This is a genomic window from Novosphingobium sp. UBA1939, assembly GCF_002336885.1.
GTDB lineage: Bacteria > Pseudomonadota > Alphaproteobacteria > Sphingomonadales > Sphingomonadaceae > Novosphingobium.
Genome location: NZ_DDFB01000013.1, coordinates 20,513 through 36,466, shown reverse-complemented (window position 1 = coordinate 36,466; position 15,954 = coordinate 20,513). Strand labels below are relative to the sequence as shown.

Genomic DNA, 15,954 nt, shown 5'->3' with positions numbered 1-15,954 from the left:
CGATTCCGGCAACGGGCGAGCACCTGGTGAACCTGTTCGGGGCCGATCTCGACGTGGCGATCGCCGCGCTGAGCACGCATTCGTTGCGCGTCGGGCTCACCGCAAGGTCTGTTCGTCAGTGGCGAGGACGTCGGGCCGATCGCCAGGTTCTGCGCTGGCCCTCCACCGCGACCGCCCTGCGCTACGGCCGCAAGCCGGCGCCCTCGTCCAACGCCGCCGCGCGGATGTTGCGCAAGGTCAGGGGGTAGAGTCGCTTAGCCTGTCCATCGAACCGAATGGGCGTGACGTGAGAAATGCGAGGTGCCCGGCTTCGGCATCCGCCTCACGCACATGCAATGCGCTGGACTGCGCAGGTGACGAGAACTTTCAAACATCGGCGTAGCAACTGAGATTGTGATTAGGGGTTCTTGGCGGACGGATAGGAATCAGTCTTCCAGCGCGGTGAAGCGGAAATCGCGAAAGCGCGCTTCGCCGGGGCCGGCGGCATAGAGGCCGGGGCGCAGCATCAGGAAGCCGCCGCGCACGTTGTGGTGATAGCCTGACACTTCCATGCCGCGGTCGAACTTGTGCCAGGTCTTCCCGCCGTCGCCGCTGGTATGGAACGCCACGATGTGCCGGCGGTTGGTCACGCGGATGCGCATCCGGTTGCCATGCGGATTGGCGGGGCGGCCGCGTTCCATGCCGTACTGGTGCGTGACGAAGCGTTCGGCATCGAAGCCGAGCCCGCAATAGAGCCTGTCGTCGTAGAACAGCACGAGGCCGGCGGTGCCACCGGGCGCCAGTTCGATATCGCATTCGAACTGGTACGAAGGGTCGCCCGCAATCAGCAGCAGCGGCGATCCGCTTGCCGGGGAAAGGCCCTTGCCCTTGAGGAACAGCGTGTTCTCCGCCACCCGCGCACGCACCGCCTCGTCGGGGGCGGGGCGGAAGAATGACCACTTGCTGCCCAGCGCAAGCCGCGTGAAATCGTCGGTCAGGAGCATGCCGTGCGGCAGCGCCGTGCCGCCCTTCGGCTTGGCGATGGGGCGCGAAAGGTCGCCGCCGGTCATGTGGAACCAGCCGTCGGCTGTCCATTCCACGGGATCGAGCAGGCACTGGCGGCCAAGCGTCCAGTATCCGGCCTCGAAGCCGTGGTAGAGCGCCCACCACGAGCCGTCGGGCGCCTCGACGAGCGAGGCATGGCCGCGCGACCACCAAGCCTCCCGACGGTCCACGGTGCGCACCAGCGGATTGCCGGGATGCTGTTGCCACGGGCCGTGGATGGAACGCGACCTTGCGGCGATGACCATGTGGCCGGTAGGCGGCCCCGCGGTGCCGCCCACTGCCGTCAGCATGTAGAACCAGCCGCCGTGGCGATGGATCTTGGGGCCTTCGGGCGAAAAGCCTTCCACGTCCCATTCCTCGGGGTAGCGCCAGGGATCGTAGACATGCTCGACCGGGCCGGCGAGGCTGAGCCCGTCATCGGACAGGCGCACGCGGTCCCCGCCCGAAAGGAACAGCCAGCGCGAACCGTCCTCGCCCACGGCGTGGCAGGGGTCGATATGGTTGTGCAGGCCGAGCGGGACGGGATCGCTCCACGGCCCGTCGATATGGTCTGCCCACGCCACGTGGATATGGTTGGGATCGGCCTTGACCGGGATGTAGAGAAAATAGCGTCCCCGGTGCTTTTCGAGGCTGACCGCCCAGACCGCGCCGATGTTCCGCGTCAGCGCCGGCTTGCGCGGGCTCCAGTTCACCAGATCGCGCGAATGCCATATGGTGAGGCCGGGATAGGAATCGAAGCTGGAGAACGTGAGGTAATAGTCCGCCCCGTCCTTGAGGATCGCGGGATCCGGGCGGTCGCCCGAGAGCACGGGATTGAGGAACGTGCCGTCGCCCTGGTCGGCGATCCGCTGGTTGTCGAAGCCCCTGCGGATGACGGGCAGGGCAGGGGAGGCGACCGGGGCCGATGCGGGCTGGGCCGGAGCGGGCAGCGACAGGCCAAGGGCCGCCAGAGCGCCCGACTTCAGCGCATCGCGCCGGTCGATGATGGTCATGTGCGGTTCTTCCCGTCAGGCAAGGCCTGTGGTGCGCGCCCAGGCGCGCCACAGGTCGGGCCAGGCCTCCACCGGCTTGTCGATGGCCTTGCGTAGGCCGAAGCCGTGGCCGCCGTGTTCGAACAGATGGGTTTCGACGCGCGCCTGGCGCGCCTTCAGTGCCGTGCGCAGCAGCAGCGTGTTGCTGACCGGAACGGCATCGTCATCCTCGGCATGGAGCAGGAAATGCGGCGGCGCATCGCCCGGAACGGTCCGGTCGGGCGAATGCGCCGCCTCCATGGCCGGCGTGGGGTTGGTCCCCAGCATCTTTTCACGCGACCCGGTGTGGGCATCGGGCAGGCTCATGGAAATCACGGGATAGAGCGGCGCGGCCGAGTGCGGGCGCGCGGAAAGCCCGTCGGCGGCGTCGACCGGCGCATAGACGGTATCGGCAAAGCGCGTGGACAGGCTGGCGCAAACGTGGCCGCCGGCGGAAAAACCCATGGCGGAGACGCGCTCCGGATCGATCGCGAAATCGCGCGCGCGGTGGCGGATCAGGCGCATGGCGCGCTGCGCGTCGGCCAGCGGCGCGTCCGGCCCGGAGGCCCAGCCTTCGCCGGGCAGGCGATAGAACAGGACAAAGGCGGTGAAGCCGCGCGCCGCCAGCCAGCGGCCCATTTCGTACCCTTCCTTGTCCACCACCACCCAGCGATAGCCGCCGCCGGGCGTGATCAGCACCGCCGCGCCATTGACGCGATCCGGTCGGAACACCGCCATGCGCGGGCGGGTGATGCCCCAGACCGCGCGATCGGTGACGAGTGCGTCGGTCGAGCGTTCCTCTACCGTTTCGACCAGCGGCGCGGCCGGCGCGCCGGGGGCACCCCTGGGCCAGAGGTCGATGGTCTCGACCGGCTGGGGAAGGCCCGGCGGCAAACCCTTCAACGCAACGGGGGGCGGCGTCTGTGCAGACGCCGCCCCCCGTGTTGCCATTCCGGCGGCCAGGCCCGCCACCATCAAGGACCGGCGGTCGCATTTCGCGGGGAACTTCATGGCAACGGTTTCCTGACCCTAAGCCCCGCCGGGGGGCAGCTCCATCAATACTTGAACCGCGCGCCGAACAGGATCGTGCGGCCGAAGTGGTTGTTCTCGTAGTTCCTCTCTGCGGAAGTATCCGCATAGCGATAGCGATAGGCGTCGGTCAGGTTGTTGCCATCGACCGAAAGCTCCACCCAACTGAACAGCTTGTAGCGCAGCGAGGCATCGACGCTGGTGTACGAACCATAGCCCTCGAACACGTTGCCGGTGCCGCTGGTGCCGTCATCGAATGGCCCGCGATAGCTGACCGAGCCGCGCAGGCTGAACTTGCCGTCGTCATAGTAGAGCGTGGCGTTCCAGGCGCGCTTGGAGACATTGAGCAGCGTGTTGGAATAGGCCTTGGCCACGCCCGTCAGCGTGCAGGCTGCGGTGGCCGAAGCCCGCGTGCAGGCGTTTACCGCAGGCCCGGTGATCGTATAGGTCGCGTCCGATTTGATGAAAGTGGCGTTGCCCTGGAAGCCGGTGTGGCTGAGCAGGCCGGGCAGGAACGTGAAGGGCAGTTGCAGGGCGATTTCGATGCCCTGGAGCTTTGCGCCCGTGCCATTGACGTTGGCGCTGACGGTGTAGAGCTGGTTGGGATCGAAGTTGATATAGGCGGGCGAACTGGTCGGCAGCGCTTCCTTGGGCAGGCCCGTGGCGGCGAAGGTCGTCGTATAGGTCTGCGAGATCGGGAAACTGGCGATGTTCTTCTGGAACAGTGCGACCGAGAACACCGATTGCGGCGCGAAGTACCATTCGACCGCGAGATCGTAATTGGTCGCGCGGTAGGGATCGAGCAGCGGATTGCCGTAGCTGACCTTGTAGTTGAAGCCGTCGATCGAGCCGCCCGGCGTCAGATTGCCCAGCGTCGGGCGGGTGATGACCCTGGCGATGGCGCCGCGCACGATCACATCATGGCGGGGATAGAGCGCGATGTTCATCGATGGCAGCCAGTCGTCGTAGCTGCGGTTCACGGTTACCGTGGTGCCGGAAAGAATGCCGGTCGAACGCTGATCGGTGTGCGCATAGCGCATCCCGGCATTGCCGGCATATTCCAGCCCGAACAGTTCACCCTTGACGTCGAATTGCAGATACCCGCCCGAGGTCGTTTCCTGCACGCTGCGGGTATTGCCGACATCGGGCGTGGCGGTGCGGTTGTACAGGCCGGTGAACGAGGTCGTCGCCGGCAGGTTCGCGACAATCCAGGATGTCGTGGTGCCGGCGGCCTGACCGGCATTGCCGAGATTCACCGTATCGACCATCGACGAGGTGACCGGGAAACCATAGACCGTCGACGAGCAGTCGAGCGTGCCGAGCACGAGATCCTTGCCGCTCGATCCGCAGACGGCGGTGTCGCGTTGATAGGCGCGGCTGTCGAAGTTGAAACGGCGCCACACGCCGCCGGCCTTGATCTGGAAGCCTTCGGCGACGTCCCATTCCGTGCGCAGTTGCACCGTCTTGAAGCGGTTGGTGACATTCGACGGGCGATCGCGGATTTCGGCGAGCTGGAACTTTGAAGGATCGGTTACGCTGTCGCCGAACTTGATGACCGGGCTGGCCATGTTGGAATAGTCGTAGAAGAAGCCGTTGGCGTTGCGGTTGTCGAGCAGCATGGTCGTTTCGACGGGGATGTCCGCGTCGGACTTGGAAAGGCCGCCGACCAGCGTGAAGCGCAGCTTGTCCGTGACGTCCTGATCCCAGGTTCCGCCGAGCTGATAGAACTCGGTCGAGCTCTTGCGCAGATAGTGTTCGGAGCGCACGTAGGCGTTGTTCCACGTTGCCGACACCATGTTGCCGTTGCCGTCATAGACCGGGTTGACGACATCCATCTGCTTTTCGTTCGAGCGCGCCAGTACTTCGAGCCATTGTTCCTCGCGCGTCTCCTTGAAGCGCGAATAGAGGCCGTCGATCGAAACCTTGGTGCGGTCGGTCGGCGCCCACTGGACCGATCCGGTGAGGCCAAGGCGTTCGCGATCGTGGCGGATCACGCCATAGCGCGGGATGCGCGGGTGGAAAGAAAGGGATGCGGCGTCGCAGGCCGCGCTGGGGCGATAGTTCTTGCCGCTGTAGTTGACCGGCGTGCCACCGGTGGCGCCAGGCACCGAGTAGAAGCAGTTGGTGCCGTTGACCGAGTTGAAATAGGCCTGCGCCCAGCGCACGGTGTTGTTGCCCAGTTCCAGCGTATCGGTCTTTGAATAGGCGGCCGAAACATTGACGCCGAACGTGCCCGCATCGTTGCGCCAGCTCAGCAGGCCGGCAAGGCGTGGGCCGACGTTCTTGGACAGATCGTTGTACGAACCCTGGATATTGGCGACGGCGGTCACGCCGGCCTTGCCCGCCAGCGGGTTGCCGGTGTTGAGATCGACCACCGCGCCGAGCGAACCTTCGTCGAGCGAGGCTTCGGCGGTCTTGTGGACGACAAGGCTGCTGAACAGTTCCGAGGCGAAGACGTTGAAATCGAACGCGCGGTCGCGGTTGGCGCTGGCGCCATCGGACGAGGTCGCCACCGTTTCCAGCCCGTTGACGCGAACGCGGGTGAACTGCGCGCCAAGGCCGCGCACGGTGATCGCGCGGCCTTCGCCGCCGTCACGCTGGATCGAGATGCCGGGGATGCGCTGGAGCGATTCCGCGAGGTTCTGGTCGGGGAACTTGGCGATGTCTTCCGCCACGACGGCGTCGACCGCGCTGACCGAGTTCTTCTTCACGTTCAGCGCCGCTTCCAGCGACTTGCGGAAACCGGTGACGATGATCTCGCTGGCGGCGACGTCAGGGTTCCCGTCCGCCGCATCCGCCTGTGCCGCGGCTTCCGCCGGCGCGGCATCCTGCGCGAACGCCATGGTCGGGACGACGATGGCGCTGCCCGCGACCAGCGCCAGCCTGAACAGCGAGACCCGTGAAAAATCCTTGCGCATTATCCATCCCCTCATGGCCCGAAGGCAAATGCTCCGCCGTTTCCGACGGGTGATGCTACCGGTGTCAAAGAGGGCTGCGCGCAATGGCGAGACCTTTCTCCGGCACCCTGAACTCCCACACCCGTTTTGCCATTGGTCATGGCAAAACCTGTACCCCGGCTTCTTGACCTTGCCACTGCAAAGAAGGTCGAGTGCCCTTGCAGCTTTAGGTAACCGGTGTCATTAGTTATTGCCGTGCTGTCGCGGCTCTGTCAATAACCGCGACAAAGGGAGATGATCGATGCTTGCAAGGGTTCGCAACCTCACGATTTCCGCCGTTCTCGCGATGAGCTGCAGCGTCGCCGCGCTGGCCGCCGACCACCCGGCGGACCCGACGAAGGGCGGTGCCGGCGGGCGAATCATCCGCGTGACCACGCTGGCGAAGGATGGCCCGGGTTCGCTGAAGGCCGCGATCGAAGCCAAGGGGCCGCGCATCGTGGTGTTTGAAGTGGGCGGGGCGATCGACCTCGGCCGGTCGGTGCTGGAGATCAGGGAGCCCTACCTCACCATCGCCGGGCAGACCGCGCCTTCGCCGGGCATCACCATCGTCAAGGGCGGGATCGACCTGCATGGTCATGACGTGATCCTCAGCCACCTGCGCGTGATGACCGGGGCCGACGGGCAGCCGCACCTGTCCGACTGGGAGGCGGATGCGTTCTCCACCGTCGCCGCGCACAACGTGGTGGTCGAACACTGCAGCTTCCTGTGGGCGATCGACGAGAACATGTCGGCGTCAGGTCCGCGCTTCAACGGAAACACCGTGGCCGAATGGCGCGCCAATACCAGTCATGACGTGGTCTTCCGCGAAAATCTCGCCGCCGAGGGTCTCGCCAACGCCAGCCACCCCAAGGGCGAGCACTCCAAGGGCTCGCTGATCCACGACAACACCACCAACATCAGCTTCTACCGCAATGTCTGGGCGCACAACGTCGAACGGTCCCCGCTGGTCAAGGGTGGGGCGCAGGTGACGATGGTCAACAACGTGATCTACGATCCCGGCCATCGCGCGGTGCACTACAACCTGATGAATCTCGAATGGACCGGGCACCCCTATGTCACCGGCCAGATCACTGCGATCGGCAACGTCATGCGCGGCGGCAACAGCACCGATGCCGGGCTGCCGTTCCTGATGCTGGGGGGTGACGGCGATCTCGAATTCTACGGCCGGGACAATCGCGCGGTTGATCGCCACGGCAATCCGCTGCCGATGTTCGGGCGCTATGGTGAGACCAGGGCGAAGCTCATCACCGCCAAGGCGCCGCTCGGCAATGTCGCCGGCTATACCGTGCTGCCCTCGGGCGAGGTCGAGACGAGCGTGCTCCAGACCGTCGGCGCGCGCCCATGGGATCGCGCGCCCGACGACATTCGCGTGCTGTTCTTCGTTGCCGAGGGGCGTGGCGACATCATCGACGACGAGAAGCAGGTTGGCGGTTACCCGCATCCGGCGGCGACCGCCGCGCCGTTCGTCGAGGCCGACTGGAATCTCGATACGATGACGCCGAAGTCCGGCCTCTATCCGGGTGAAAAGGCGGGGGCGCAGGAAAAGCTTTCCGGGCGCGATGCGGCCATGCGGCAGGCGCCGCAATGAACCCGCTGGTAGGCGCGGCAGGGAAAGCGACGCTGGCGTTCGCGCCGTTGCTGATCGCCGCCGCGCCGCCGATGGCGGTGGTCGACGAGAACGATACCATGCGGCGCGAGCCACCGCCGCACGGCGCGATCGGCATGAGCACGGCCTGGCGGATCAGCGATGCGGTGCCCCAGCCGCGCCGCATGGAATTCCGCCGCCGCACGCTCGACGTCGGGGCGGCGATCGGCGAACACCCGATCGCGCACGATGAGGTCTATTACGTGCTCGATGGCGAGGGCGAGGTGGTTTCGGACGGCCGGCGGGCGGTATTGAAGGCGGGCATGGCGGCCTATCTCTACGATGGCGCGGTGGTGGGGATATGGCAGCGCGGCGACAAGCCGCTGGCGCTGATCGTGGCCTATCCGGTGCCGGAAAGGGATTGAGCCGAACCCCCCTCAGCTTCCCGGCTGCACATAGGGCGCTCTCGCCCACAGTTCGCGCTCCCAGCGGCGGGGATCGTCCATCATCGCGATCCGATCGCCCACCACCAGCGTGGCGCGGTCCGGAAGGCGGTAGGGCGTCCAGTCGGTGAGGCTCGGCCGGCCGGTCTTCGCCAGCCCCGTGAACGCCTTCATCATCGCGTCCCGCGTAGCCAGCGCGCCGGCGTCGGTGCCGCTCATGCTGCCGGGCGCATCGAGCGTGCCGAACACGTAGGGAATGTCGTCGGTGTGGGCGGCACCGCGCAAGGGATCGATCGGCGAGGGGCGATCGAGCTGGTAGACCCAGGTCGCCCCGGCGCCCGCCGCGGCGCGCGCATCCGCCTCGATCACCTGGCCCGGCCAGCTCCGCCCTGCCGTGGTCGCGGCGTAGAATACCTGTTCGGGTGCCCAGTCGGGGAACTTCACGCGGTACTGTTCGGTCACCCAGTCGATATCGAGATCGACTTTCACTTCGGGCGCGATGCGGGCTGCGAGGTTGCCCCAGTCCAGCCCTTGCAGCTTCGGTCCGCGTGGATCGATGAAGGCGCGCGTCTCGCTGCGGGCGTTGCCAAGAATCATCGGAATGGCGCGCGATTGCGGCGCGGCATCCGGCCAGAACGGATGGCGTGGCAGGTTGGTCATATCGAGCACCGGGCCGAAATAGAGCGCGCCGCCCATCACCGGATCGGCGGCGGCGAGGCCCTCCACCAGCCGTTCGAGCGGCGTCGTGCGCAGCGTTTCGATATCGCCGGGCTGGAGCTTCAGCGCCGCGAACAGCGCCCGCGTGCGTTGCCAGGCATGGCCGGGGCCGCTGGCGACCACCTGCTGCCCGCTCATCGTGGCGGCGGCATGGAACAGGCCCTTGGCATCGGGCATCGCCATCAGCGTGGCGATCTTGGCGCCGCCGCCTGACTGGCCGAACACCATCACCCGCGTCGGATCGCCGCCGAAGGCCGCGACATGATCGCGCACCCAGCGCAGCGCCAAAATCAGGTCGAGCTGGCCAAGGTTGCCACTGTCGGCAAAGCGCGCGCCAAACGGCTTGAGCCAGGCATAGCCGAGCGCGTTCAGGCGATGGTTGACGGTGACCACCACCACATCGCCTTGTGCCGCCAGCTTGCCGCCATGGGTCAGCGGATCGGTGACCGACCCGTTGTTGTACGCGCCGCCGTGGAAATAGACCATGACCGCGCGTTTCGCGGCCGGGTTCGCTTCCGGCGTCCAGACGTTGAGGAACAGGCAATCCTCGCTTTGCCGTTCGCCCTGCATGCCGCGCTGGGGGGCGATGGGGCCGAAGCGGTCGGCGCGTTGCGCGGGCCCCTCCCACGGCTCGGCGATGGCGCGCGCGAAGCGGGCCGCCCGGCCATAGCGGATGCCCTTGAAGGCGAGAACCCCGTCTTCGCGCAGGCCCGTGAAGCGCCCGACGCGCGGGGCGCCGGCGGCGGCCAGTGCCGGAGAGGCGGCCAGCGCAAGCCCGGTGCTCGCGCCTTTCAGTACCGTGCGCCGGGAAAATTCAGCGGCGGACGTCGCCGGTGTGCGGGGAAAAGGCATCGAGTTCGGCCTTTCGGATCAGGGTCATGTCGCCGGGCAGCGAATGCTTGAGCGCGGCCAGCGCGAGGCCGGCCTCCGCCATCGCTTGCACGTCGCCGCCTTCGAGCCACTGGTGCAGCACGCCGGCGGCAAAGGCGTCGCCAGTGCCGATGCGGTCGACGATGCCGGTCACGTCGATTTCGTCGGTCTGGTGCCGCGCCGCGCGCGTATCGACGCGCGTGGCGATGCGGTGATGATCGGCGGTGACGAGATGGCGCGCGGTGGAAGCCACGACCTGGAGGCTCGGGAAGGCCGCGAAGGCGGCGTCCACCGCTTCGCGCCGGCGTTCCGCGCCATCGCCCGAAAAGGCCTTGCCCAGCAGCAGCGAGATATCACGATGGTTGCCGATCAGGATCGTCGCCGCGCCGACCAGTTCGCTCAGCACGCCGCGTGGATCGCTGTCCCAGCTTTCCCAGAGCTGCGCACGGTAATTGCCGTCGAAGCATACCGGTACGCCGGCGTCGGCTGCGGCGGAGACGGCGGCGCGCGTCAGTGCGACGCCGTTGGGGCCAAGCGCGGGGGTGATGCCGGAGATGTGCAGCAACCCGGCGTGATCGAGCGCCGGGGCCAACGGCAGGCTTTCCGGAGCGGCCAGCGCAAAGGCGCTGCCGGCGCGATCATAGGTGATCGCCGAAGGGCGCAGACCGGCCCCCGCTTCGAGGAAATAGAGTCCCATCCGGCCGGGGCCGCGGGCCAGGAAGCGGGTATCGACCCCTGCCGCCGCCAGCGCCGCCCGTGCCTTGTCGCCCAGCGGGCTGTCGGGCACCAGCCCCACGAAACGGGTATCGTGCCCCAGCGAGGCAAGGGCCGCGGCCACGTTCGCTTCCGCGCCGCCGACGGCCATGTCCAGCGTATCGGATTGCGCAACCAGCCTGGCGCCGGGTGGCGAAAGCCGCAGCAGCAGCTCGCCGAAGCATACCACCGGACCGGCCATGGTCACCGGGCCAGCCACCCGCCATCGACGGCCAGAACATGGCCCTGCACATAATCGGCCGCGCGGCTCGACAGGAACACGGCGGCCCCGCCGATGTCCTCCGGGCTGCCCCAGCGGCCTTCGGGGATGCGCTCCATGATCTGGCGGTTGCGCGTCTCGTCCGATTGTAGCGCGGCGGTGTTGTTGGTGGCGATATAGCCCGGCGCGATCGCGTTGACGTTCACGCCTTTGGCGGCCCACTCGTTCGCCAGCAGTTTGGTGAGGCCCGCGACACCGCTTTTCGAGGCGGTATAGCTTGGCACGCGGATGCCGCCCTGGAAACTGAGCATCGAGGCGATGTTGATGATCTTGCCGCGCCGGCCGGTTTCCCGATGCCGCGCGATCATGTGGCGGCCCGCCGCCTGGCTCAGGAAGAACACGGACTTGAGGTTGGTATCGACCACCGCGTCCCAGTCTTCCTCGGTGAAGTCGACCGCATCGGCCCGCCGGATGATGCCGGCGTTGTTGACCAGGATGTCCACCCCGCCCAGCGCCGCAACGACCGTGGCAACGACATCCCCGACCGGCGCGATCGAGGACAAGTCCGCGCTCACGAGTTCGCAGCGGCGGCCAAGCGCGCGGACCTTGGCGGCGGTTTCCTCGGCCGGCGTGCGACCAACGGCGGCGACGTCCGCGCCGGCCTGCGCCAGCGCCACGGCGATGCCCTGGCCGATGCCGGTATTGGCGCCGGTGACGACCGCGACGCGGCCGGTGAGGTCGAAGGCGGACATGGCGTATCCTCTCGCGCGGCGCGGGCTTACTTGAGCTGGCAGATGTCGAGCACGTTCATGTCGGTATAGTCGAGGTTTTCCCCGCCCATCGCCCAGATGAACGCATACTTCTTGGTGCCCGAACCCATGTGGATCGACCACGGCGGGCTGATCACCGCTTCTTCGTTGGCGATCACGATGTGGCGCATCGAATCCGGCTCGCCCATGTAGTGGAACACGCGGTCGGTCGGTTCGGGCAGCTCGAAGTAGAGGTAGATCTCGCTGCGGCGGTCGTGCAGGTGCGGCGGCATCGTGTTCCACACGCTGCCTTCCTCCAGCACGGTGAGGCCGAGCAGCAGCTGCGCGCTGTCGCAGACGCCGGGGATGACAAGCTGGTAGATCGTGCGCTGGTTGGAATTGGCCAGGTCGCCCCGGGCCAGCGGGTTGGCCTGGTCCAGCGTGATGTGCTTGATCGGCAAGGTTTTGTGTGCGGGCACCGAAGCAATGTAGAAGCGCGCGGTTTCGCCTTCGAACACCACTTCCCTGGCGCCCATCGGCACGTAGAGGCATTCCTTGTTGCCCATGGCGAAGCGCTGGCCGTCCACGGTGATCGCACCGGGGCCGCCGATATTGACGATGCCCGCTTCGCGCCGTTCCAGGAACGGATGGCCCGCCGCGCTTGCGGGTACGGTCTGGTCGGGGAGCCGGATCGCCTGACCTGCCGGCACCGCGCCGCCGATCACGAAGCGTTCGTTGTGCGAGTAATTGAGCACGACCTGCCCGTCCACGAACATGTCCGAAACGAGATAGCGCGCGCGCAGGTCATCGTTCGAGACGCTGTCCATCATGTCAGGATGCGTGGCGTGATAAGTCTTGGCGAACATGGTGCGCTCTCCCGCGTGTGAGGGCCGATCAGGCGGTCTGTTGCGTCCCCGTAACCGGTATTGGTAACCGGTGTCAATCGTGCGAACACACGCGCTGGGGTGGGTCGGTGGCCTAGCCGCGCGGCGCGGTGGTGGAAGCGCGCGGAATAAGGTCCGACAGGAACAGCGACGGCTGCTGCGAGGCCGCCTCCGGGTGGACCAGCTTGAGCGCGGCGGCGCGCGCCATGGCCACGATCGGCCAGCGCACCGTGGTCAGTGGCGGCCAGATATGCGCGGCAATGGCGGTATCGTCGAAGCCCACGATCGAGAGTTCTTCCGGCACCGCGATTTCGCGTTCGCGCGCGGCGTGCAGCACGCCGGCCGCCATTTCGTCATTGCTGGCGAAGATCGCGGTGGGGCGCGACGGAGCATCGAGCAGCCGCTCGCCGGCGGCGCGCCCCGATTCGAACGTGTAGTTGCCCTGCGCCTTGAGCATCCGGTCCTGCTCCAGCCCGAATTCCGCCACGGCCTCGTCAAAACCGGCCTCGCGCTCGCTGGCGGAGCGGAACCCCTCCGGCCCGGTGACGAGCGCGACGCGGCGATGGCCCATGCCGGCGAGATATTCGATCGCGCGGCGCACGGCCTGCCGGTCGTTCGATTCGACCAGATGCTCCTCCGCGTCGAGCCGGGCCGAACCCATCCGCACGTAGTTGCAGCCCAGTTCGCGGCACAGCGTGGCGATCGCGTCGTTCTCGGACAGCGGCGGCAGCAGCAGGATGCCATAGGGGCGCTGCTTCTCGATGAAGGTGCGGATGTCGTCGAGCAGGCGCGGCGACTTGCGGTTGACCGGCCGCACGACCAGCGCGAATTCGGTATCGCGAATCGTTTCGAGCACGCCTTCCTGGAAGTTCAGCACCATCTGGGCGTTGGGGTTGTCGTGGATCAGCCCGATCAGGAAGTTGCGCCGCAGCGCCAGTGCGCGGGCCTGTGGATTGGGCACGTAACCGAGTTCGGCGATCACCGCCTCTACCTTCTCGCGCGTGGCCTGGTTGAGCAGGGGAGAGCGGTTGATGACCCGGCTGACGGTCTTCTTGGAAACGCCGGCGATTCGCGCCACGTCGTTGATGGTTGGCTTGACGTCCCGCTGCCTGCTCACGCTTGATCCTTCCCGCCGATATCATCGGTGCCGCGCTGTGTACGGAACCGGATCGGGATCGCCGAAGCCTTGCCTTCCGCGCGGCAAGATTGCAATGGTACGGTTGTTGACACCGGTTTCCAACCGTTATGCGCTTCGATCCACACCAGCAGGATGTTCCATGTCCGAAAGCTCTGCCGTCTTGCGCGTCCATGCCGCCGATACCGTCGCCGTGGCGCTGCGCCCGATCGCGGCGGGCGAGGTCGTGACGGTCGATGGGCAGACCGTCGTTGCCGGCATTGTCATCGCGCAGGGGCACAAGATCGCGCTGGCGGGGCATCGCGTAGGTGACCCGGTGGTGAAGTATGGGCTGCCGATCGGCCGTGCGACGGCGGCGATAGCGCCGGGCGATCATGTCCACGCCCATAACCTAGCGACCGCTCTGGCGGGCGAAGTGGCTTACGAGGCTCGTCCCGCCGACAGTGCGGCCTCGATGCCCGACGCGGATGGAAGCGGGCCGCGCTGGCAGGGGTATCGCCGAAGTGACGGACGCGCCGCGACGCGCAACGAGATCTGGATTCTGCCGACGGTCGGCTGCGTGGGGCTTACCGCAGAGCAGGTCGCGCGCACCGCCATGGATCGCCACGGCGGCCTGATCGCGGCGGGGCGGATCGACGGGATTCATGCCTTTGCCCATCCGCACGGCTGTTCGCAGCTTGGCGATGATCTGGACGGCACGCGCGCGGCGCTGGCGGGCCTTGCCGCCAATCCCAACGCGGCGGGTGTGCTGCTGTTGGGGCTGGGGTGCGAATCGAACCAGCTCGATGCGCTGATCGCGGCCATCCCGGACCATGCGCGCGGCAAGGTGCGGCAACTCTCGTCGCAAAGCGCCGGCGATGAACTGGCGGAAGCGGCCGCGCTGGTGGACGCCATGGTGGCCGAAGCGGCGCGGGCGGAACGCGAGGAGCTGCCGCTTTCGGCACTGACCGTGGGGCTCAAGTGCGGCGGTTCAGACGGCTTTTCCGGCCTGACCGCGAACCCGCTGCTGGGCCGCTTCGCCGATCGGCTGGCCGCAGCGGGCGGCATCCCCGTGCTGACGGAAATTCCCGAGATATTCGGCGCAGAACAGGCCCTGCTGGAACGCGCGGTCGATGAAGCGACCTTTGCCGCCGGCGCGGCGCTGGTGAACCGGTTCAAGCGGTATTATCTCGATCAGGGACTGCCCGTTTCCGAGAATCCTTCGCCTGGCAATATCGCCGGAGGAATCACCACGCTGGAGGAGAAGTCCGCCGGTGCGGTGCAGAAGGCCGGGCATGCGCCGCTGGCCTCGGTGCTGGACTATGGCGCGCAGGCTTCCGTGGCCGGGCTGGCGCTGCTGGAAGCGCCGGGGAACGATGCGGTATCATCGACCGCGCTGGCGGCGGCGGGCGCGACCATGGTCCTGTTCACGACCGGACGTGGCACGCCGCTGGGCTTCCCCGTGCCGACGGTCAAGGTCGCCTCGAATCGGCGGCTGGCCGAAGCGAAGCCCCACTGGATCGATTTCGACGCCTCGATCGCGCTCGACCAGGGGGCAGAGGCGGCGGATGCGGCCTTCCTGTCGGCGCTGCTTGCCGTGGCCAGCGGCCGGAAAACGGTTGCGGAAAGCCATGGCCAGCGGGCGATGGCGATCTGGAAACGCGGCGTCACGCTCTGAGAGCGCCACGGGAAAGACGAGGATACTTGCCGATGACACCGGTTTCCTATAGGCAACCCGGCACAGGACGGATTTTGGGATGGGGACGGAATTGAACGACCAAGCGACAACGGTGGCCCGGGCTTTCGTGCAAGCCCGGCGCGAAGCGCGCGGCTTGCCGGACTATCCCGGCATCGCGCCGGGCGATCTGGCGGGCGCCTATGGCATCCAGGATCGCGCGATCGGGCTCGATGGGCGTGACATCGTCGGCTGGAAAGTCGGCCGCATCAACCCGCCGCTGGACGGCGAACTGGGCAGCAACCGGCTGTCCGGCCCGATCTTCGCGGATTCCGTGGTCGATGCGGTTGCCGGCAGCGCGCCGCAGATGCCCGTCTTCGCCGAAGGGTTCGCCGCGGCCGAGGCGGAAATCCTGCTCCATGTCGCGCCCGGCTTTGCCGGGCCGGTCCCGACGGACGATGCCGAGACGATCGCCGTTCTGGACGATGTGCGCATCGGTATCGAGATCGCCAGCTCGCCTTACCCGGGGATCAATGCCGGCGGCCCTGCCGTCACCGTGTCCGATTTCGGCAACAACGCCGGGCTGGTGCGCGGCGCGGTGCTGGAAGGCTGGCGGACGCTGGACCTCTGTGCGATCCCGGTGCGCGCCGAAATCGATGGCAAGGTGGTAGGCGAAGCGACGGCCGCGACGATGCTGGATGGCCCTTTCGGCGCGGTGCGGTTCCTCCTGGCCAACCTGATCGCGCGCGGGTTCGACGTTTCGCGCGGGCTGTGGGTTTCGTCCGGCGCGATTACCGGCGTCCACGAAATCGCCGTGGGGCAGCATTTCCGTGCCGTGTTCGGCACGCATGGCACGGTATCGTGCGGGATCGTGGCGGCCACGCCGCGTTGATCGCATCAGTCG

Annotated in this window: 12 protein-coding genes and 1 pseudogene; 5 read left to right on the top strand and 8 right to left on the bottom strand. The window is 67.1% G+C overall.

From position 1 onward, the window contains the following. Window positions 1–23: 23 nt before the first annotated feature. Window positions 24–248 (top strand): annotated as a pseudogene (locus B3547_RS02470) (integrase); the annotation flags it as partial. A 177-nt stretch (window positions 249–425) separates the two neighbouring features. Here the strand turns inward: B3547_RS02470 and B3547_RS02465 are convergent. Genes B3547_RS02465 through B3547_RS02455 form a run of 3 tightly spaced genes read right to left on the bottom strand, consistent with a single transcriptional unit; the run spans window position 426 to window position 6,001 of the window. After that, complete coding sequence (locus B3547_RS02465; protein WP_292959840.1) at window positions 426–2,036, bottom strand: family 43 glycosylhydrolase; 1,611 nt, start codon at window positions 2,034–2,036, stop codon at window positions 426–428. Between the two features lie 15 nt (window positions 2,037–2,051). After that, window positions 2,052–3,065, bottom strand: a complete 1,014-nt coding sequence (locus tag B3547_RS02460; protein WP_292959839.1) for an alpha/beta hydrolase — start codon at window positions 3,063–3,065, stop codon at window positions 2,052–2,054. Between the two features lie 44 nt (window positions 3,066–3,109). Next, window positions 3,110–6,001 (bottom strand): TonB-dependent receptor, encoded by a 2,892-nt coding sequence (locus B3547_RS02455; protein WP_292959838.1) that lies wholly within the window; start codon window positions 5,999–6,001, stop codon window positions 3,110–3,112. A 325-nt stretch (window positions 6,002–6,326) separates the two neighbouring features. Here B3547_RS02455 and B3547_RS02450 point away from each other — a divergent pair, with 325 nt between their 5' ends. Continuing rightward, window positions 6,327–7,628: a pectate lyase family protein gene (locus tag B3547_RS02450; protein WP_292959865.1), complete on the top strand. Its 1,302-nt coding sequence runs from the start codon at window positions 6,327–6,329 to the stop codon at window positions 7,626–7,628. Continuing rightward, entirely contained in the window at window positions 7,625–8,050 is a 426-nt protein-coding gene (locus B3547_RS02445) for a cupin domain-containing protein (RefSeq protein ID WP_292959837.1), read from the top strand. Before B3547_RS02450 ends, B3547_RS02445 begins: the two co-directional genes overlap by 4 nt. A gap of 12 nt (window positions 8,051–8,062) precedes the next feature. Here the strand turns inward: B3547_RS02445 and B3547_RS02440 are convergent, their stop codons facing one another. From B3547_RS02440 to B3547_RS02420, 5 genes are all read right to left on the bottom strand, one after another. Continuing rightward, entirely contained in the window at window positions 8,063–9,637 is a 1,575-nt protein-coding gene (locus B3547_RS02440) for a carboxylesterase/lipase family protein (RefSeq protein ID WP_292959836.1), read from the bottom strand. Beyond that, complete coding sequence (locus B3547_RS02435; RefSeq protein WP_292959863.1) at window positions 9,600–10,610, bottom strand: sugar kinase; 1,011 nt, start codon at window positions 10,608–10,610, stop codon at window positions 9,600–9,602. Before B3547_RS02435 ends, B3547_RS02440 begins: the two co-directional genes overlap by 38 nt. A 2-nt stretch (window positions 10,611–10,612) precedes the next feature. Then, entirely contained in the window at window positions 10,613–11,380 is a 768-nt protein-coding gene (gene kduD / locus B3547_RS02430; RefSeq protein WP_292959835.1) for a 2-dehydro-3-deoxy-D-gluconate 5-dehydrogenase KduD, read from the bottom strand. Window positions 11,381–11,406: 26 nt separating this feature from the next. Then, the gene (kduI, locus tag B3547_RS02425; protein WP_292959834.1) at window positions 11,407–12,243 is read right to left on the bottom strand and encodes a 5-dehydro-4-deoxy-D-glucuronate isomerase; all 837 of its coding nucleotides are present in this window, start codon (window positions 12,241–12,243) and stop codon (window positions 11,407–11,409) included. Between the two features lie 112 nt (window positions 12,244–12,355). Beyond that, window positions 12,356–13,378, bottom strand: coding sequence for a LacI family DNA-binding transcriptional regulator (locus tag B3547_RS02420; protein WP_292959833.1), 1,023 nt, complete (start codon window positions 13,376–13,378; stop codon window positions 12,356–12,358). A gap of 160 nt (window positions 13,379–13,538) precedes the next feature. Here B3547_RS02420 and B3547_RS02415 point away from each other — a divergent pair, with 160 nt between their 5' ends. Beyond that, window positions 13,539–15,053, top strand: coding sequence for a UxaA family hydrolase (locus B3547_RS02415; protein WP_292959831.1), 1,515 nt, complete (start codon window positions 13,539–13,541; stop codon window positions 15,051–15,053). A gap of 79 nt (window positions 15,054–15,132) precedes the next feature. Beyond that, on the top strand, window positions 15,133–15,942 hold the full coding sequence (locus tag B3547_RS02410) for a 2-keto-4-pentenoate hydratase (protein WP_292959830.1): 810 nt from the start codon (window positions 15,133–15,135) through the stop codon (window positions 15,940–15,942). Window positions 15,943–15,954 lie beyond the last annotated feature (12 nt).